An 18,237-nucleotide genomic window follows, 5' to 3' on the forward strand; every position below is an offset into this window, starting at 1 on the left:
GTTTCGGCGCAGGATCGGTGCGCTGCAGGATACTATACTAGGGCGCCCAGAACCCCTTAGGCAAACCTCAATTCCGGCGAGGGACAGGTCCAGCGAGTCTACAACATTGCATCCCATTGAGCCACAATGCGGGTGGCGTCTGATGCATCGGGGGCGAACCGGTAGAGTCGGCTCAGCTGCTCCACATCCAGCACCAGTTCGGGCACCGCGCCACGCGGCGCAGGCCGCCAGGACCAATCCACCCCTGCGGCAGCCACCAGATCTTTCATGGCCACTTGCCCAGGGGCTGCAACATTCAGCACTGCGGGCAGTGGCGTGCCGTTGGCACCCAGCGCGCACAAATGTGCCATTATATCTGCAAGATCGCCGGGCCCTATATACGACCTCCGCGGCCCCTGCCCGTCGGCAAAGCGATCCAGTCCGATGGGGGCGCCCCTCTCACGGCGCCAGCGGCGGGCCGAGGTGCCCAAGAGCGCGTCGGCGCCTGCGACATTGCCGATCCGCAGGCAGGTGACCCCGGCGGGCAGCGCCGCGCGTGCTCCGGCCACCGCCGCCTCCATAGCCTGCTTTGCATGACCATAGGGGGTGTCAGGCTGCGGGGTTGCAGCCTCGGCATATCGGCCGGGCTTGCTCCCATAGATGGCGGCGCTGGAGGTGACAAACACATGCTTCGCCCCGGTGGTCGCAGCGGCATTCAGGGCGGCAAGCGCCAGGTCGGTATTCAGCGACAGGTTGGCATAGGCGCCCGGGACGACGCCTGCCAGCCCCAGTACGACATCAACCGTTCCGACCTCGGGCATTTGGCCGACCAGGGTGTCCCAAACCATCTGTGTCCCGGCCAGCGTCTGCGCGGACGGCGCGCGCAGTTGCCATATGGCATCCATGGCGCTGCCCTGCCAGCCGCGGGCAATGATGCGGCCCAGCCTGCCACTGGCCCCCAGTACCAGCACCCTCACAGCGTCCATTTCGCCCACTCCCCAATCCCGCGCACCGCAGCCTTACGAAACGCGCACCTTGTGTCCCTGCCGACCGGATCAGGCCCGTCAGACCGGGATCAAGTGCAGCAGCATGAACAGCAGTGCCGCCAGCCCGGCCGTGGCCGGCACCGTTACCACCCAGGCTGCGACAATCGTCAGGAAATGCGACCGCCGGACCAGCTTGCGGCGGGCACGTTCCTCCGGGGGCAGTCCAGTATAGGCGCGGTTCTTCTTCAATATCCGTTCGTGATACCATTCGCGAAAAAATCCAACGCCAAATATCCCGCCAATCGCGATATGCGTCGAACTTACCGGCAGGCCCAACCATGAGGCGATGATGACGGTAATCGCCGCCGACAGCGCGACGCAATAGGCACGCACCGCATTCAACCGGGTGATCTGGCTGCCCACCATCCGGATCATCCGTGGCCCGAACATCAGCAGGCCCAGCGACAGCCCGGCAGCGCCAATGGCCATGATCCACAAAGGAATGGCCACGGATTCGGTCGCGCCGCGTCCTTCGTTCACCGCCGTGACAATTGCGGCCAGCGGACCGACCGCATTGGCGACATCATTCGCCCCATGCGCAAACGACAGCAGCGCCGCAGAACACACCAGCGGGATCGAAAACAGCACCTTGAGCGACTTTTTCCGGTTTTCCAGCCCGCGCGACTGGCGGCGGATGACCGGGCGCATGGCAAGGGTCAGCACTACCGTGGTGCCCAGCCCGATCAGCGCCGATGTGGTGGGGGTGATGTGCAGTACCTTGTTCACTCCCTTGATCGACAGATAGATTGCGAAGGCCCCACCCATTACCCCGATCAGCAACGGCACCCAGCGCCGTGCCGCCGACAGGATATCCGGGGTATATATGATGCTCGTCTTGATGAAGGCCAGAATGGCCGCCGCCAATACCCCGCCCATCAGGGGCGAGATTACCCAACTCGCAGCGATGGCACCCATCGTCGGCCAGTTGACTGACATCAGGCCCGCAGCGGCGATACCCGCACCGACGACCCCGCCGACGATCGAATGGGTGGTCGAGACCGGGGCGCCCAGCCAAGTCGCCAGATTGATCCATAATGCCCCGGCCAGCAGCGCTGACATCATTGCCCAGATGAAAACCGCAGGCTCGGCAACTGCCTCTGGCGCGACGATCCCGCGCGACACGGTGTCGATGACATCGCCCCCGCCAAGCAACGCCCCTGCGGTTTCAAAGACGGCGGCAACCACCAGCGCGCCGCCCAGCGTCAGGGCCTGCGCCCCGACGGCGGGCCCCATGTTGTTGGCAACATCGTTGGCGCCGATGTTTAGCGCCATATAGGCCCCGATGATCGCTGCAGCGACCACGATCAGGCTGTGCGGTTGTTGCCCGGTCAACACCGCTGCGATCAAACCCACGATAACCATGAACGCCAGCGCCACGCCCGGACCGATCAGCGGACGCGCGACATGCAGGCTGGCCTGTTCCAGAACGGCAATCCGCTCCAGATCCTTGTTGAGGGTCTTCCACTCGTTCTCGGGGGGGGGGTCGGTCAAGAAAATCCTGCGTGGTTCATCATGTCTGCGTTCGGCCTTGGATGCGTATCAATCTGTCGAAAAACGCGGACAGCGCCGCTGCACCCCAGGCATCCATATCAGGGCGGATAATGCGCCGATAACGCAGCAAGATGCAATGCAATAGCCCGCTCTTCGCTGGTTGTGCCCCGGCAGGTTGCGTTCAAAGGCTTCGCAGTAGCGTGGCCAGATCAGCTTCGGCGACGACTGTGGCGGCTTCTTGCGGGCGCATCCATTTGCGGCGACGTTTCTTTACCTCGGGAAAGGTATCTGCCAGCCCGGTCACTTGGACATGAAACACCTGCGCGCGGCAGGGCACCGGCAGCCCGTTCTTGCGGATTTTCCGGTAAGTATAGGCGCCGACGGTTTCTTCGGATACGGTTCCTTGCACCCCGGCTTCTTCCCAGGCTTCCTGAAGCGCAGCGCCTGCCAGCGTGCGGTCCTCCATCGGCCAACCCTTCGGGATGATCCAGCGCTGTGTCTGTAATGAGCGGATCATCAGCACCTGCAACTGGCTGCCCTCGCCGCGTGTGCACAGCGCGGCCACCTGCAAATACGCGGGTCGCCGCGTGAAGGCCCCGACAAATTCCGTCAGAACAAGGGACAGGTTGGAGTGTTTCATCGACTACCCTGTTGTGGATGCGTGCCGCACGAAGTTTCACGTCCTCCGGCTGCGCGCCCGACCTTATGGTCGTTTTGCACCTGACCCCGACAATGCCCCCCGCATAACGCCATGTATGCAGTCAATATGTCGTTTTCCCGACAGCGCGCGAGATTTCATCAACTTTTGTGCAGCTTGGCCTGTCCGGTGGCTTCCGCGCAACAGGTTCTGCACGACAAGGGACAGTATCAACTGCTTGGAGCACGTCAAGGTTGTGCAAAAAGTCTCACAGGTTGTGCCGAAGGATGCAGCCGCGCCCGCCGCCACACGCGGGCTGCCCCTTCCGGCGACCAGCCCGCGCGTTCCTTCGCACCCAACCTCAGGCACATTCGCGCGCACCCAGCCGGATCAGTTCACTGCCCCGGATCTGGCGCACACCCATGATTTCATTGCGACCCTCGGCCAGAAACCAGCGCTTCAGCGCGGGCGGATAGTGATCGGCCATGACGCGTGACCAGTATTCAAAATCCGCAGGCGGCAGCGCGATACCGTAAAGCCGCGACTGCGGACCATGAAACCCCATGATGGTGTCGGGGCTGACACAGGTTTGCGGCAACCCCAGATACAGGGTGCAAGCCGAGATGCATTGACCGCGAATTTCGACCCGCTGCCCGCTTTGCCGTAGCGCGCCGAGGTAGCGGATGCGGTCTATAAGAAGGCCACCATTGTCACGCTCCACGATGATGGTGCCATCCCGTGCGACACGGGTCTGCCCGCCTGGCACCGACATCGCGCCCTGCACGGTTTGCGCCTGGGCCGCGTTGTTCGCCCGGGGCGCGGCACCCAGCGCGGCCAAGGCGCCGACCAGCCCCAGTGTCAGCGCAGCCCTGCGCATCACCCGCCGCGCCGTCCCTCGGCCAAACGACAATACCATATCCGACGCATGCCAAGACGGCATGCGTGCTTTGCACGCAGTATTTCTGAACATTTTATCACCCCTGATAAATTCCCATGCAAACCAGGTTTGCAAAAGGCGTCCTGCCTCAGCGGCCGACCCACTCGGCGCTTTGGTCAGATTGGGGTGATTATCTTTCGGAATCCTTTACGGGGCGTCGGAGCGTCCAGGTTTTGCAAAGGCTCGTTAACAAAGGGTTGCGACCGCGATGTCGGCCCGGGCCGCAACCTGCCCCGATGCTTGCATCGGGACCATTGCACCTGTGCTGCGATCAGCCCTGTTCGGGCACCAGAATCTCGCGCTTGCCGACATGGTTGGCGGTGGTCACGATGCCCTGATCTTCCATCTGTTCGACCAGTCGGGCGGCCTTGTTATAGCCGATGCCCAGTTTGCGCTGGATATAGCTGGTCGAGCATTTGCGGTCCCTGATCACGACTTGCACCGCCTGATCATAAAGCGCATCCTCGCCGCTGCTGTCGCCAAGGCCCAGCACGGCGTCGATATCGGCTTCCTTGTCGTTATCCGGTCCCTCGACCACGCCCGACATATAGGATGGCGGGCCAAAGGATTTCAGGTGGTTCACGATCTCCTCGACCTCTTCATCCGACACGAAGGGGCCGTGGATCCGGGTGATCTTCGCGCCGCCCGCCATGTACAGCATGTCGCCCATGCCCAGAAGCTGCTCTGCCCCCTGTTCGCCCAGAATGGTGCGGCTGTCGATCTTCGAGGTCACCTGGAACGAGATCCGCGTCGGGAAGTTTGCCTTGATCGTGCCGGTGATCACATCGACGCTGGGCCGCTGCGTCGCCATGATCAGGTGGATACCCGAGGCGCGCGCCATCTGCGCGAGACGCTGGATGCAGGCCTCGATCTCCTTGCCCGCGACCATCATCAGGTCGGCCATCTCATCGACAATCACGACGATGTAGGGAATGGTTTCGGGCGCGAATTCCTCGGTCTCGAACACCGGATCGCCGGTTTCGTCGTCGAACCCGGTCTGTACGGTGCGCTTGAACATCTCGCCCCGGTCCAGCGCCTCGCGCACGCGGCCGTTGAAGCCGTCGATGTTGCGCACGCCCATTTTCGACATCTTGCGATAGCGGTCCTCCATCTCGCCCACGACCCATTTCAGGGCGACGACGGCCTTCTTGGGGTCGGTCACCACGGGGGACAGCAGGTGCGGGATGCCGTCATAAACGGACAGTTCCAGCATTTTCGGGTCGATCATAATCAGGCGGCACTCGGCCGGGGTCAGTTTATACAGAAGCGACAGGATCATCGTGTTGATCGCCACCGATTTCCCCGAACCGGTGGTACCCGCGATCAGCAGGTGGGGCATCTTGGCGAGGTTGGCCACGATCGGTTCACCGCCAATGTCCTTGCCCAACGCCAGCGGCAGCTTCATGCCGGTATCGCCAAAGTCGCGCGCGGCCAGGATTTCGCGCAGCACCACCTTTTCGCGGTGGGCATTGGGCAGTTCGATCCCGATCACGCTGCGCCCCGGCACGGTCGAGACACGGGCCGAAAGCGCCGACATCGACCGTGCGATGTCATCAGCCAGCCCGATCACGCGGCTGGCCTTCAGCCCCGGTGCGGGTTCCAGCTCGTACATCGTGACGACGGGACCGGGGCGCACGCTGACGATTTCACCGCGCACGCCGTAATCATCCAGCACGTTTTCCAGCATCCGCGCGTTTTCTTCCAGCGCGTCATCGGACAGCGAATAGCGCTGCACATCGTCGGGGCTGGCCAGCAGGCCCAGCGGCGGCAGTTCATATTCGGGTTCGGGAAGCTGGCTGAATTGCAGGGCCGGCTGTGCCTCGGCCATTGCCTGCCGGGACGGGGCGGGCGGACGGCGCTGGCCGGTCTGAACCACGCGGCGTTGCAGCGTATGTCCGGCGGGCCGGGGGGTGGGGTCGAACAGCGGCTCGGCCACCAGCGGTGTGGCTGCGACAGAGGGCGCGAAAGCCTGCGGCGCGGCGTCATAGGCCATGTCATCCCCCTCATCGCCGTAGGGGTCCGCGTAGGGCTCGGCATAGGGGTCGGCATAGGCGGCGGGTTCGGGCTGCATATGGGTCTGGTAGGGCTGCGCGGAAACGGACGGCGCAGGGGCCCGGGTCGACGCTTGGGTCGGTGGTGCTGACACGGGTGACACCGGTCCGCCCGATACGGCGATGTTCTGCGCGGGCAGGTGCCAGCCGACCGGCGGAATGCTGGTCATGTGCAGCGCGGATGCACCCGCCGCAGCGGTCGCTGCCGTCACGGGTGGTTCGGGCCGCAGGGCGGGGTTTGCCGATGGCGCAGGGGTCGCAGGGGCGGCACCACGGTCATCCGAGATGCGGAACACCGGCTTGTGGCGCGACCTTGCGCGCACCGCGTCACTGATCCGCGCTTTGATACGATCGTCGCCGGTATGGGCGGCGTAGTGGTCCGGGTTGGCAGGCTGGGCTTGGGCGGTGTCTACCTCGGGTGCATCGGCCGGGCGACGGCTCAGCAGGTTCAGCTTTGACAGGATGCCCTGCCGCTGCGGCGCGGGTTCTGGTGCGGCGTGGCGCTGCGCGGGATAGCCATCAGGCCCCCATTGCGGTGCGTCAGGCGCCTCGGGCCAGACCTGTGGGGTCCAGCCTTGCGGCTGTGCAGCCCCGCGCAAGGGGCGACCGTAATCGTCATGATCGTCGAACAGCGGCGCGTCATCGTCTGTGTCGTCATAGCCCGCTGCATGGCGGCCTTGCGGGCCGGGCCGCGGTTGCGGTGCGGCACCATGACCTGTGGGCTGCGCGCGGATGACCGGCGGGGCAGGGCGCTGCGCGGCGGGTGCGGCAGTGGCGGCAGTGGGCTGGCGGGTCACGAACGGCTCTTGCCCATATGCACGCTCGGGTTGCGGGGCGCGGCCATAGGCGGGGTTTTGTGGATAGGGGTGCATGTCGGGCGCGGCCCGGCCCCGCGGGGTGTTGCCCGGGGCAACAGCGGCCTGTGCGCGGCGATGGGCAATGTGGTCCTGCGCCCGCACCGCCAGCCCCTGTGCCCCGCGCATGCTCAGGCGCGCGCCACCCGTTGCGCCCCGGCGCAGCACAGCGACCAGGCCAGCATAGCTCAGCAGCAGCCCCAGCACCAAGAACCGGCCGATCAGCGCCAGCTCATAGCGCACGAAGCCCAGCACGAAGGCCCAAATCGCCAGCGTGCCCAGCGTCAGCACCACGGTCATCAGCTTGACCCCGAAGGCCGCGTTCATCGGCAATGCCGTCAGAACCGCGCCCAGAATGGTATCGCCAAAAAGGCCCCCCAGCCCAAAGCTCTGGCCCCAGCTTTCGCTTGGCACCAGGCTCGCGGCCCAGACCGCGGTCAGCGCGATGGCGATGGGCACGAAGATAACGCGGCTCAGGATCAGCTCTTCGCCCCGGTGGATGACGAAACGCACGCCCCAACCGGCCAGCGCCAGCACCAGCCCCCATGCCCCATACCCGCTGATGATGATCAGCGGCGAGGCGACAGCGGCGCCGATCCGGCCCATTGCATTATGCACCGGCGCATCGGTCGCGGCCATCCAGCTGGGATCTTGGGGCGAATAGGATCCCAGCATCACCGCGACGACACCTGCCATGCACAGCAGCGCCACGCCCAGCATTTCCTTGCCGCGCTTGTTCAGAATTGCCTGAAGGCCGCTGTCCAGCAGGGGGTCACGCTGTCTGATGTTGTAGGAAGCCATCTTTCGCCCTCGCCTTTATGGATAGAGACAGTCACGCAGCTGGATCAGCGCGGTCTGCATTTCGTCACGCTCGGCCACCATGGCCACGCGGATGTAGGATTTGCCGGGGTTCACGCCATCGACGTCGCGGCTGAGATAGGCACCCGGCAGCACCCGCACGCCGGTTTCGCGCCACAGGCGCAGCGCGGCGTCTTCGCCGTCGGGCACCGGCAGCCACAGGAAAAACCCGGCCTGCGGCGGGACATAGCCCTGCATGCCGCCGAAGACCGCATCGGCGATGCGGTATTTCTCGCGGTACATCTCACGGCTGACGGTCACATGCGCCTCATCGTTCCAGGCGGCGGTGGCGACGGCTTGCAGCGGCAGCGGCAGCGGCGCCCCGGCATAGGCGCGCAGCTGGCGGATGCGGCGGATGCTTTCCACGCCGCCCGCGACAAAGCCTGATCGCAGCCCCGGAAGGTTCGAGCGTTTGGACAGTGAATGAAAGCTCAGCACACGCTCGGCGCTGGCACCCGCCTCGGCGGCGGCTTCCAGAATGCCCGGCGGGGGCGTGTCGCGGTAGATCTCGGCGTAGCATTCATCGGCAAATATCTGGAAATCATACTGCTCGGCCAGCGCCAGCAGATCGGCCCAATAGGCGCGGTCGGCCACGGCCCCCTGCGGGTTTGCGGGCGAACAGACATAGGCAATCGCGGTGCGGTTCAGCACCTCGTCGGGCAGGGCGCGGTAGTCGGGGAGGTGGCCCGTGTTGGCCGTCGCGGGCACATAGACCGGCTGCGCCCCCACAGCGAGGGCCGCGACCGCATAGACCTGATAGAACGGGTTGGGCGTCAGGATGACGGGCTGGCCCCCTGCCTTGGATTCGGGGCAGAGTGCCAGGGCCGCGTTGAACAACCCCTCACGCGTGCCGTTCAGCGCCATGATTTGGGCGTCGGGCACGGTCACGCCATAGCGTCGTGTCAGCCAGCCGCTGATCGCGGCCAGTAGGTCGGGCGTGCCCTCATTGCTGGGGTAGCGGGCAAAACCGGCCAGCGAGTCGGCCAGGATTTCCCCCACGAAGGGCGGCATCGGGTGGCGCGGTTCGCCGATCGTCATGGCAACGGGCGTGCCGCCCGGTTGATGGACGTCAAGCAACGCGCGCAGGCGCGGAAACGCGTATTCTGGCAGGTTCGAAAACCGCTCAGGGAAACTCATGGACTGCCTCATGGATCGGGGTCGTTATCGCCCCGTTGCGGACACGTTAGCCTGTCTGACCCGCCGGGTCCAGAAAAACGCTGCGGTTCTTGGGGCTTGTGGTATCGGGTTGTGGCATTTACGCCCCGGCGGATTGCCGGGGGTAATCGCGTGACATCTCAACGCAGTGCCGCCTCGGCAGCCGCGCCCAGCCGCAGCAGCCGCGCCTCCGCCATCGGCGGGCACATCAGGCTGATCCCGGTGGATGGCACGCCGGTTGGCAGGGTCAGCACACACAGTCCCATCAGGTTGCCGATGCGTGTGTTGCGCAGGGTCAGCAGGTTTTCCACGCCGTAATAGGCATGGTCCGACATCAGGCGCCCGGCATCTGGCGGCAGGTTCGGTGCGGTGGGCAGTACCACTGCATCATATTCGGCAGTATCGGCCAGATAGGCTGCGCGTAATCGGTCCAGCCGGTTCCAGGCCGCAACGTAATCGGTGGCGCTATGGTCCATGCCGGACCGGAAGCGCTCCAGAATCGGGGGGAACATCAGATCGGCCTTGGGCTCGATCACGTCGCGCCAGATGCCGTAGCATTCCGGCGTATAAATGACCGCCGACAGCGGCATTGCCTCGGATACTGCCGCTACGGCGCGCCGCGTGACGGTTGCGCCCGCCGCTTCCAGCCGCGCGATGGCCGTGTCGAACCCGCCCAGCGGTGCCGCGCGGATATCGTCGAATGCAACATTGTCCAGCACCAAAAACCGAACGCCGTCCAGCGATGCGCCGCGCAGATCGGGGGCGCGGCGGCCTTCCAGCGCGGCCAGCGCCAGCGCCGCATCCTCGACCGTCCGGGCCAAGGGGCCGATTGTGTCGAACCGCAAGGCCAGCGGCACCACGCCGCGCAGACTGACCCGATCGGCGGTGGTTTTCAGCCCCACAAGGTCATTCCAGGCGGCCGGTATTCGTACCGACCCGCCCGTATCCGACCCGATGGCCAGGGGCGCCAGCCCGAAGGCGACCGAGGCCGCCGCCCCGGAAGAACTTCCCCCCGGCACGGCATCGGGGTTGTTCACGCAGGGCGGCGTGGCGGTCACCGGGTTCAGCCCCAGCCCGGAATAGGCGAATTCCGACATATGCGTCTTGCCGAGGCCAATCATGCCTGCTGCTGTGGCATTGGCGACAACCTCGGCATCGCGGTCGGGCGTGCGGCCCTGCAACACGGCCGATCCCGCCTCGGTCGCGATGCCTGCGGTGTCGAACAGGTCTTTCCACGACACCGGCACCCCATCCAGCGGCCCAAGGCGCTGTCCGGCCTTTGCCCGCGCCCGTGCGCTGGCGGCCTGTGCAAGGGCGCTGTCCCGCGTCAGTCGGGCATAGATGCGGTTGCCCAAGGCATGCCCGGCGGCGGCATCGAGGAACGTCTCGGCCAGTGCAACCGGGCAGATTTCCCCCGCCTCAACACCCCGGCCCAGTGCTGCCGCGCTTTTGTTCTGCCAGTCCTTGCCCATCGGCGCGCCCCTTTGCCCTGCTGTCGTTTTGCTTTTCCCGCAGGGTGTTATCGGCGCGAAGCCGCGATGAATCAACCTTCCCGTGGTGGGTCGTGGTCCTGCTGTGCATGTCGCATGGACAATTCCGCCATCAGGCGCATATTGGCGCCATGACACATGAGACAGATATTCTGATCGTCGGGGGCGGGCTGAATGGGCCGGTGCTGGCGCTTGCGCTGGCGTCAGGCGGGCTGCGGGTTACAGTTGTAGATGCCGCCCCGGCGCACACCCATGACCGGCCTGGCACCGATACCTACAGTGCCTTTGACGGACGGGCCTATGCGCTTGCCATGGCCTCGTGCCGTGCGCTGAAGGCCCTTGGCATCTGGGACCGGGTGGCGGACAAAGCCCAGCCGATGCTGGAGATCAAGGCCAGCGACGGGCGAGCGGGGCAGGGTGCTGCCCCTTTCTTCCTGCATTTTGACCATGCCGAGATCGAGGAAGGCCCGATGGGCCACATGCTGGAAGACCGCTACCTGCGCGGCGCGCTGCATGAAGCCATGGCTGCCCAACCGCTGATCACCTACCGTCCCGGCGCACGGGTGGTGGCGCAAGATACCGGCGGCGCGCGCCAAGCCTGCGTGACGCTGGACGATGGAAGCCAACTGCACGCCCGCCTGCTGGTCGGTTGCGACGGGCGCACCAGCGGCACGGCGGCGCGGGCGGGCATCCGGCGCACCGGCTGGGATTATGGCCAGACCGCGATGGTCTGCGCCATCGACCACGATCTGCCGCACAGCGGCATCGCGCATCAGTTCTTCATGCCCGCCGGACCGCTGGCAATCCTGCCGCTGCCGGGCAACAGGTCCTCAATCGTCTGGAGCGAGCGGACCGCGACCGCCGCCGCCATTCAGGCCCTGTCCGACGATGATTATCTAAGTGCGCTGCGCCCGGCCTTCGGGGATTTCCTCGGCGCGATCCGGCTGGCGGGCAAGCGCTGGGCCTATCCGCTGAACCTGACGTTGGCGAACAGTTTCATCGGCTCACGTCTCGCGCTTGTGGGGGATGCTGCGCATGGCGTGCACCCCATCGCGGGGCAAGGGTTGAATCTGGGGCTGCGCGATGTTGGGGCGCTGGCGCAGGTGGTGATCGAGGCTGCAAGGCGCGGCGAGGACATTGCCTCACCGCTGGTGCTGGACCGCTACCAGACCTGGCGCCGGTTCGATACCACGATGCTGGCGCTGGGCACTGACGCTGTCAACCGACTGTTTTCCAATGACAACCCGCTGCTGCGTGCCGCGCGCGACCTGGGCATGGGCGCGGTCAGCGCCATACCGGGGCTGCGGCGCGGGTTCATCCGGCAAGCCGCTGGCCTTAGCGGGGATGTCCCGCGCCTGTTGCAGGGCCGCGCGATCTGATTGGCGCCATCTGCCTGGAGAGCGGTGCGATCACCGCGCCAGCGCGTGATAATCCGGGTTCGGCTCCATGCCGGTGGCCGAGGCCATGCGATTCGACATGCTGAAGAACCCCACAACCGCGATAATGTCGAATAAATCGCGGTCGCTGAAGCCATGCGTCCGCAGCACTTCGCGGTCGGCTTCGGACACTTTCGCGCTGTGTTCGGTCACAAGGGCCGCAAAATCCAGCATGGCGCGGGTGCGGTCGTCCAATGGCGCGAAGCGGTAGTTCATTACCATCGCCTCGCCCAGCGCGGGATCGCCCGACAATTGCCGTACAGCCGCACCGTGCGCCACTTGGCAATACCAGCAGCGGTTGATCGACGAGACGACGACGGCGATCATCTCGCGCTCCAGCTTCGTCAGCGCGCTGTCGCCCAGCATCAGGTCGTTGTACATCGCCGAGAATGCGTTCAACTTTTCGATGTCAAAGGCATAGGCGCGCAGCACATTGGGGATGAATCCCAGCTTTTCGACGCAAATGTCAAAGAACCGCGCCGTTGCGTCGGGCAGTGGATCGACGGGGGGCAGATCAAGGGCTGTGGGCTGTTGGGACATGGGGCGCGACCTTCGCGTTAGGGAATGTGATAAGGTGACGTTGCGGCAGCCTAAGCAGATTTCAGGCGGTAGTGATAGGATGCAACCTGCGTCATGCCAAGCCGTGCGTAAAGGGCGCGTGCACCTGCATTGCCTGCGGTGACGGCCAGCGCGAAGGTGGTGGCACCTTCGGCCTGCGCCCACCACGCGGCACCCGTGACGATGCGCGCACCGATTCCCTGACGGCGAAAGGCCGGTGAAACCTCAACCGCGTGCAGCATGGCGATCCCGTCATGGCAGGCGACAAAGCCAACGCCGACCGCGCGATCGGATTGCCGGGCGATCAGGCCCGCTTTGGGCGCACAGGCGCGTTCCATTACTGCCAGCCTGGCAGGCCCGGTGCCCGCCGCCGCCCAGAGGTCACGCATGATCGCCAGCGGTGGCCAAAGAGGGAACAGGCTGACGGGCCCGGGCTCAATCGCCAGCGCCGCTGTCGGCGCGGCATAGATCACCGTGGGGTCGTTGATGACATAGCCCCGCGCCGCCAGCAGTGCATCAAGCGGCGCGTGATCCACACCGCGCAGCGCAAAAAGTGGCGGCTGGCCGGTGGCGGCGGCCTGCGCCCCCTCAGCCTGTGTGACATCATCTGCACTGATTGCCGCGGCATCCATGCCCGGCGCCAGTAGGGTGGCCGAGACACGCTGCCCGCCGCCTTGCCCGTCGCGCAAGAGCCATGGGCCTTGCTGCGTGACCCGCGCGGCGGGCCATGTCGCATCCAGTGCGGCAAAGATGTGTGCGGCGCTGTGCGCGCCAGCGCCTTGCCCGGTCCCTGACGCTTGACCTTCGGCAATGCTCATTCCACGGCTTCCGGGAACAGCTTGCACAATGCCAGCATCGCGGCCTGAACCTCGGCCCCGTCCGCGCCCCGCACTACGATATTCGCGCCGTAAACCCCGTCGCGCACGAAGGGGTAGGACCCGATGGACAGCTTTGGATGCGCCTCGGCCAGGGCGCGCAGGGGCGTGGCGATCTCGCCCTCGCCACGCTGCACGCGCAGCGTCTGCGACAGAAGCGGCGCGCCCCCCGTCAGGCCGGGCAATACGCTAGCCACCATGGCCTGAAAGACCGAAGGCACCCCCGCCATCACATACACATTGTCGATGCAGAACCCGGGGGCAGACGACACCGGGTTGTCGATCAGCGTCGCAGTGTCGGGGATGCGGGCCATGCGCAACCGCGCCTCGTTCAGTTCCAGCCCGGTGCGCTGATAATGCGCGGCCAGAATCGCGCGGGCATCGTCGCGGATACCGATTCCCACGCCAAAGGCCTTTGCGACCGCATCGGCGGTGATATCGTCATGCGTCGGCCCGATTCCTCCCGAGGTGAAGACATGGTCATAGGCCGCGCGCAGGTCGTTCAGCGCGCCGACGATCTGTGCCTCTACATCAGACACGATCCGCACCTCGGCCAGATCAATGCCGTGGCGCGCCAGCTCCCCGGCGAGATGGTACATATTCGCGTCGCGGGTGCGGCCGGACAGGATTTCATCGCCAATCACCAGCATGGCGGCAGTCGGGTTGGGCATCGGGATACTCCTTGCAATCATGCGGGGCTTTGGGCTGGGCGCGGGTGCCATGCAAGGGTATAAGCGCGCGGTCATGCAGTTTCAAACCCCCTTGATCCCCGCCCGACTGATCCGGCGCTACAAACGGTTTCTGGCCGACTTCACGCTGGCCGACGGGCAGGCTGTCACCGCGCATTGCCCCAATACCGGCGCGATGACCGGGCTGGACACGCCGGGTCTGACCTGCTGGCTGGAGCCGAACACCGACCCGCGCAAGAAGCTGGCCTATGGCTGGCGTCTGGTGGGCCTGCCGGGTGGCGGGCTGGCCAATATCGACACCAGCCTGCCCAACCGCATTGTGGCCGAGGGGCTGGCGCAGGGCCGCGTCGCCACCCTCAGCGCTTATACCGATTTCCGGCGCGAGGTGGTGCTGGGTGCTTCACGCGTTGATTTCCGCGCCACCGCGCCCGGCCTGCCGGATGTGTATCTGGAGGTTAAAAGCGTCACCCTGCGCCGGGGCGCGCAGGCGCTGTTCCCCGATACCGTGACCACACGCGGCGCGCGGCATCTGGCGGATCTGGCACAGGCGCGGGGGGCGGGGCACCGGGCCGTGATGCTTTACCTCATCAGCCGCACCGATTGCGCGGGCTTTGGTATCGCCGCCGATCTGGACCCGGCCTATGCAAGCGCCTATGACGCTGCCCGCCGCGCGGGGGTCGAGGTGCTGGCCCATGCTTGTGACATCACGCTCCAAGGCATCACTTTCGGCGCGCCGATCCCCACACCCCCCTTGTGATCAGCTGCGGGATGCACAAGATACCTCCTGCCGAAAAACCGGGCTAGATATTCCCAAGACGGCACCAGGGCGCAGGCTTCGGCTGGTAAATCCGATGCGCCTTGGGTATTCATGCCCCAATACCGACCGATTTCGGAGGCTCTTTTGGAAGATACTTCAGGCCAGACCACACGCGACGGGATCACGCTGCACGCGCCCGCAGATTTCGCTGGGATGCGCGCCGCCGGGCAACTGGCCGCGCATATCCTGGATGAGATCGCGCCGCATGTCGTACCCGGCCAGACCACGGGCGAACTGGACCGCATCATCACGGAACGGGTTGCGGCCTCGGGCGCTGCCTCGGCCACCATCGGCTACCGCGGCTATCAGCATGCGTCGTGCATCAGCGTCAACCATGTGGTGTGTCACGGCATCCCCGGCGCAAAGATCCCCTACAGCAAGGCCCCGGCGCCACGGCGCGATGGCGACATCTTGCTGGACGGCGATATCATCAACATCGACGTGACGGTGATTGTGGATGGCTGGTTCGGCGACACCTCGCGCATGTATGTGGCGGGAAAGCTGAAGCCGTTTGCCGAACGCCTCATCAACATCACCCATGACGCGCTGATGCGCGGGATCGAGGCCGTGCGCCCCGGCAACACCTTCGGCGATATCGGCCATGCGATCCAATCCTATGTCGAGGCTGAGCGTATGTCGGTCGTGCGCGACTTCTGTGGCCACGGGCTGGGCCGTGTGTTCCACGCGCCGCCCAATGTGCTGCACTATGGCCGCGCGGGCACTGGCCCGGTGCTGGAAGAGGGGATGTTCTTCACGATCGAGCCCATGGTGAACATCGGCCGTCCCGAAACCAAGGTGCTGCGCGACGACTGGACTGCCATCACGCGCGACAAATCGTTGTCGGCGCAGTTTGAACATTCGGTCGGCGTGACCGCCAGCGGGGCCGAGATCTTCACACTGTCGCCTGCTGGGAAATTCCACCCGACATGGTAGCGGCGGTGGCCTCGGCATGACGGCGCTGCGCGCGCTTACAGGGGTGATGGCATTGGCCATCGCCGCGCTGTGCATCTGGCAGTTGGAGCGTGACCGCGCCGGGCTGGTCATCACCGCGCTGGAAGGGACGGGCAGCACGCCCGCCACGCTGTTCCACCGCGCAGACGCCACGCCCGCGCCGTTGGTGGTGATCGCCCATGGCTTTGCCGGGTCGGAGCAACTGATGCACCCCTTCGCGCTGACGCTGGCGCAATCAGGCTATCTGGTTGCGACGTTCGACTTCATGGGCCATGGCCGGAACCCGGTGCCGATGTCGGGCGACGTTACCTCGGTCGATGGCACCACACAGCTTTTGATGCAGGAGGTCGGGCGCGTCACCGATGCCGCCCTTGCGCATCCGCTGGCCGATGGCAGGGTCGCGCTGCTGGGCCATTCCATGGCATCCGACATCGTGGTGCGGCAGTCGCTTGCCGACGACCGGGTGACGGCAACCGTCGCGGTCTCCATGTTCTCGCAGGCGGTGACGGCCAGCACGCCCGCCAACCTTCTGATCCTCGTGGGCGACTGGGAAGGCATGTTGAAGACCGAGGCGTTGCGCGCCCTGCATCTGGCCGATCCCGACGCTGTCGCAGGCCAGACCGTGGGCGACCCCGCCACCGGTACCGGCCGCCGCGCCGTTTTCGCGCCGATGGTTGAACATGTCGGCGTCCTCTATTCCATGACATCGTTGACCGAGGCGCAGGCTTGGCTGGATGCGACATTCGGGCGGATGAGCGAGATTAACGCCCTGCAGCGCGGTGGCTGGATTGCGCTGTTGCTGGTCGCGGTGGTGGCGCTGGGCTGGCCCCTTGCTGGCCTGTTGCCTGCCGCGACCACTGTCGCCGCGCCTCTGTCCCGGGGTGCTTTCCTCATCACCGCAGGGACACCGGCCCTGCTGACACCGTTGGTTCTCTGGCCCTTTGACACCCGCTTCCTGCCGGTGCTGGTGGCCGATTACCTGGCGCTGCATTTCGCGGTCTATGGCGCGCTGACGCTGGGCCTTCTGGCATGGATGAACCGCGCCCGCCTGTCCGGGCCGCACCACTGGGGCCGCAGCTTGTGGATCGCCGCCGCCGTCGCGGTTTTCGGGATAGCTGTGTTCGGCGGGGTGATGGACCGCTATGTCGCGTCGTTTTTCCCGCACGCCGGCCGCGTCCCCATCATTGCCGCCATGGCGCTGGGTGCGGTGCCCTTCATGCTGGGTGATGCGTTCCTGACCATGGGCGGCCGGGCGGCAATCTGGCGCACCGTTACTGTCCGCGCCTTGTTTCTGGCGTCCCTGGGGCTGGCCGTCGCGCTGGACTTTGAGCGGTTGTTTTTCCTGCTGATCATCCTGCCGGTGATCTTGCTGTTCTTCATCCTGTTCGGCGTGATGGGGGGCTGGGTCGGTCGCCGCTCCGGCCTGCCCGCCGCAGGCGGTATCGGGCTGGGCCTTGTGCTGGCATGGTCACTGGGCGTGACCTTTCCGCTATTCGTCTGACGGCACGGAAGCGGCTGCGCCTCCCGCTGTGTCCGAGGGTTCTTCGTCGACGAAAGGCGACACTTCCTTGCGGTGTCGTCCCTCCATGACCGAGTTCAGCACGCCGCCCAGCAGCACCGAATAGGCCGAGATGTAGAACCACATCAACAGCGCGACCACCGCGCCGATAGAGCCGTAAACCTCATTGTAATTGCCGAAATTCGCCAGAAATATCGAAAACGCCACCGACGCTCCGGCCCAGAGCACCACGGCCAGCGCGAGTCCCGGCGATGCCCAGCGCCCGCGTCCGACGCCTTCCCGGTTCGGACCATAGCGGTAGAACAGCGCCAGCCCGACGACCAGGACGCCCAGCGCCGCCGCCCAGCGCAGCACCTCCAGCAATACCCCGTAGAACCCGCCCAACGGAAAGAAGGCCAGCAAGATCGGCACGATCACCAGCGCCGCCAGTGCCACCAGCGCCACCAGCACCATCGCGCCCGTCATCGCCACCGCAACGATCATGTCGCGTAGCCCGCCGCGGCTGTGCGTACCGTAAATCGCATTGAGTCCCTGGATCAGCGCCGCAACCCCGCGCCGCGCCGACCACAAGGCGGCCCCGATCGAAATGACCGATGTCCAGCCCAATGTGCTGTCATTGGTCTGTACCAGCCTCAGCACCTGGTTTCGCAACAGCGTGTAGGCGTCTGTGGGGATGAAATCCGACAACAGTTCCAGTTGGTTCTGGATCAGCTGTGGATCGGTAAAGTATCCGAACAACGCGATGACGGCTGCCACTGCCGGAAAGATCGCCAGCATTGCAAAAAACGCCACCCCGGCCGAAACAAGGCCAAGGTGACGCCGCTGGATCAATTGCAAGGTATCACTCAGATGACGGAACGCATAAAATATTGCAGAAGCAAAAGTCATCCGTAC

At 65.4% G+C, this 18,237-nt stretch carries 15 protein-coding genes; 4 read left to right on the forward strand and 11 right to left on the reverse strand.

The annotated features are described in order from the left end of the window. Positions 1-98: 98 nt before the first annotated feature. From H9529_RS11855 to H9529_RS11885, 7 genes are all read right to left on the reverse strand, one after another. Complete coding sequence (locus H9529_RS11855) at positions 99-965, reverse strand: NAD-dependent epimerase/dehydratase family protein (protein WP_092884526.1); 867 nt, start codon at positions 963-965, stop codon at positions 99-101. A gap of 78 nt (positions 966-1,043) precedes the next feature. Then, complete coding sequence (locus tag H9529_RS11860; protein WP_092884528.1) at positions 1,044-2,516, reverse strand: inorganic phosphate transporter; 1,473 nt, start codon at positions 2,514-2,516, stop codon at positions 1,044-1,046. Positions 2,517-2,697: 181 nt separating this feature from the next. After that, positions 2,698-3,156, reverse strand: coding sequence for an NUDIX hydrolase (locus tag H9529_RS11865; RefSeq protein WP_092884530.1), 459 nt, complete (start codon positions 3,154-3,156; stop codon positions 2,698-2,700). Between the two features lie 358 nt (positions 3,157-3,514). Beyond that, positions 3,515-4,093 (reverse strand): hypothetical protein, encoded by a 579-nt coding sequence (locus H9529_RS11870; protein ID WP_176846786.1) that lies wholly within the window; start codon positions 4,091-4,093, stop codon positions 3,515-3,517. Positions 4,094-4,361: 268 nt separating this feature from the next. Next, the gene (locus H9529_RS11875; RefSeq protein ID WP_092884534.1) at positions 4,362-7,796 is read right to left on the reverse strand and encodes a DNA translocase FtsK; all 3,435 of its coding nucleotides are present in this window, start codon (positions 7,794-7,796) and stop codon (positions 4,362-4,364) included. Between the two features lie 15 nt (positions 7,797-7,811). After that, on the reverse strand, positions 7,812-8,990 hold the full coding sequence (locus tag H9529_RS11880) for an aminotransferase class I/II-fold pyridoxal phosphate-dependent enzyme (protein ID WP_092884536.1): 1,179 nt from the start codon (positions 8,988-8,990) through the stop codon (positions 7,812-7,814). A gap of 158 nt (positions 8,991-9,148) precedes the next feature. After that, the gene (locus H9529_RS11885) at positions 9,149-10,480 is read right to left on the reverse strand and encodes an amidase (RefSeq protein ID WP_092884538.1); all 1,332 of its coding nucleotides are present in this window, start codon (positions 10,478-10,480) and stop codon (positions 9,149-9,151) included. A gap of 149 nt (positions 10,481-10,629) precedes the next feature. Between H9529_RS11885 and H9529_RS11890 the strand changes: the two genes are divergently transcribed. After that, the gene (locus tag H9529_RS11890) at positions 10,630-11,877 is read left to right on the forward strand and encodes an FAD-dependent monooxygenase (protein ID WP_092885315.1); all 1,248 of its coding nucleotides are present in this window, start codon (positions 10,630-10,632) and stop codon (positions 11,875-11,877) included. 30 nt (positions 11,878-11,907) lie between these two features. On the opposite strand, the gene H9529_RS11895 is transcribed toward H9529_RS11890, so the two are convergent. Genes H9529_RS11895 through H9529_RS11905 form a run of 3 tightly spaced genes read right to left on the reverse strand, consistent with a single transcriptional unit; the run spans position 11,908 to position 14,038 of the window. Further along, positions 11,908-12,474, reverse strand: a complete 567-nt coding sequence (locus tag H9529_RS11895; protein WP_092884540.1) for a peroxidase-related enzyme — start codon at positions 12,472-12,474, stop codon at positions 11,908-11,910. Between the two features lie 50 nt (positions 12,475-12,524). Beyond that, positions 12,525-13,310 carry a GNAT family N-acetyltransferase gene (locus H9529_RS11900; RefSeq protein ID WP_092884542.1) on the reverse strand — a complete coding sequence of 262 codons (786 nt, stop codon included), beginning with the start codon at positions 13,308-13,310 and terminating at the stop codon, positions 12,525-12,527. After that, positions 13,307-14,038 carry a competence/damage-inducible protein A gene (locus tag H9529_RS11905; protein WP_092884544.1) on the reverse strand — a complete coding sequence of 244 codons (732 nt, stop codon included), beginning with the start codon at positions 14,036-14,038 and terminating at the stop codon, positions 13,307-13,309. Before H9529_RS11905 ends, H9529_RS11900 begins: the two co-directional genes overlap by 4 nt. A 73-nt stretch (positions 14,039-14,111) precedes the next feature. On the opposite strand from H9529_RS11905, the gene sfsA reads away from it, so the two are divergent. The 3 genes from sfsA (at position 14,112) to H9529_RS11920 (ending at position 17,325) form a co-directional block, all read left to right on the forward strand. Next, positions 14,112-14,813, forward strand: coding sequence for a DNA/RNA nuclease SfsA (sfsA, locus tag H9529_RS11910; RefSeq protein WP_092885317.1), 702 nt, complete (start codon positions 14,112-14,114; stop codon positions 14,811-14,813). Between the two features lie 144 nt (positions 14,814-14,957). After that, positions 14,958-15,806 (forward strand): type I methionyl aminopeptidase, encoded by an 849-nt coding sequence (gene map, locus H9529_RS11915; RefSeq protein ID WP_092885319.1) that lies wholly within the window; start codon positions 14,958-14,960, stop codon positions 15,804-15,806. A gap of 16 nt (positions 15,807-15,822) precedes the next feature. Continuing rightward, on the forward strand, positions 15,823-17,325 hold the full coding sequence (locus tag H9529_RS11920; protein WP_092884546.1) for an alpha/beta hydrolase family protein: 1,503 nt from the start codon (positions 15,823-15,825) through the stop codon (positions 17,323-17,325). On the opposite strand, the gene H9529_RS11925 is transcribed toward H9529_RS11920, so the two are convergent. Continuing rightward, positions 17,314-18,180 (reverse strand): YihY/virulence factor BrkB family protein, encoded by an 867-nt coding sequence (locus H9529_RS11925; protein ID WP_223814154.1) that lies wholly within the window; start codon positions 18,178-18,180, stop codon positions 17,314-17,316. The two genes, H9529_RS11920 and H9529_RS11925, sit on opposite strands and share 12 nt — an antisense overlap. Positions 18,181-18,237: the final 57 nt, after the last annotated feature.

The organism is Roseicitreum antarcticum (assembly GCF_014681765.1).
Taxonomy (GTDB): domain Bacteria; phylum Pseudomonadota; class Alphaproteobacteria; order Rhodobacterales; family Rhodobacteraceae; genus Roseicitreum; species Roseicitreum antarcticum.

Coding starts and splice junctions, on each gene's coding strand:
- H9529_RS11855 (WP_092884526.1), bottom strand. CDS start 965: ATGGACGCTGTGAGGGTGCTGGTACTGGGGGCCAGTGGCAGGCTGGGC.
- H9529_RS11865 (WP_092884530.1), bottom strand. CDS start 3,156: ATGAAACACTCCAACCTGTCCCTTGTTCTGACGGAATTTGTCGGGGCC.
- H9529_RS11875 (WP_092884534.1), bottom strand. CDS start 7,796: ATGGCTTCCTACAACATCAGACAGCGTGACCCCCTGCTGGACAGCGGC.
- H9529_RS11880 (WP_092884536.1), bottom strand. CDS start 8,990: ATGAGTTTCCCTGAGCGGTTTTCGAACCTGCCAGAATACGCGTTTCCG.
- H9529_RS11870 (WP_176846786.1), bottom strand. CDS start 4,093: ATGCCGTCTTGGCATGCGTCGGATATGGTATTGTCGTTTGGCCGAGGG.
- H9529_RS11885 (WP_092884538.1), bottom strand. CDS start 10,480: ATGGGCAAGGACTGGCAGAACAAAAGCGCGGCAGCACTGGGCCGGGGT.
- H9529_RS11900 (WP_092884542.1), bottom strand. CDS start 13,310: ATGAGCATTGCCGAAGGTCAAGCGTCAGGGACCGGGCAAGGCGCTGGC.
- H9529_RS11905 (WP_092884544.1), bottom strand. CDS start 14,038: ATGCCCAACCCGACTGCCGCCATGCTGGTGATTGGCGATGAAATCCTG.
- H9529_RS11890 (WP_092885315.1), top strand. CDS start 10,630: ATGACACATGAGACAGATATTCTGATCGTCGGGGGCGGGCTGAATGGG.
- H9529_RS11920 (WP_092884546.1), top strand. CDS start 15,823: ATGACGGCGCTGCGCGCGCTTACAGGGGTGATGGCATTGGCCATCGCC.
- H9529_RS11895 (WP_092884540.1), bottom strand. CDS start 12,474: ATGTCCCAACAGCCCACAGCCCTTGATCTGCCCCCCGTCGATCCACTG.
- sfsA (WP_092885317.1), top strand. CDS start 14,112: ATGCAGTTTCAAACCCCCTTGATCCCCGCCCGACTGATCCGGCGCTAC.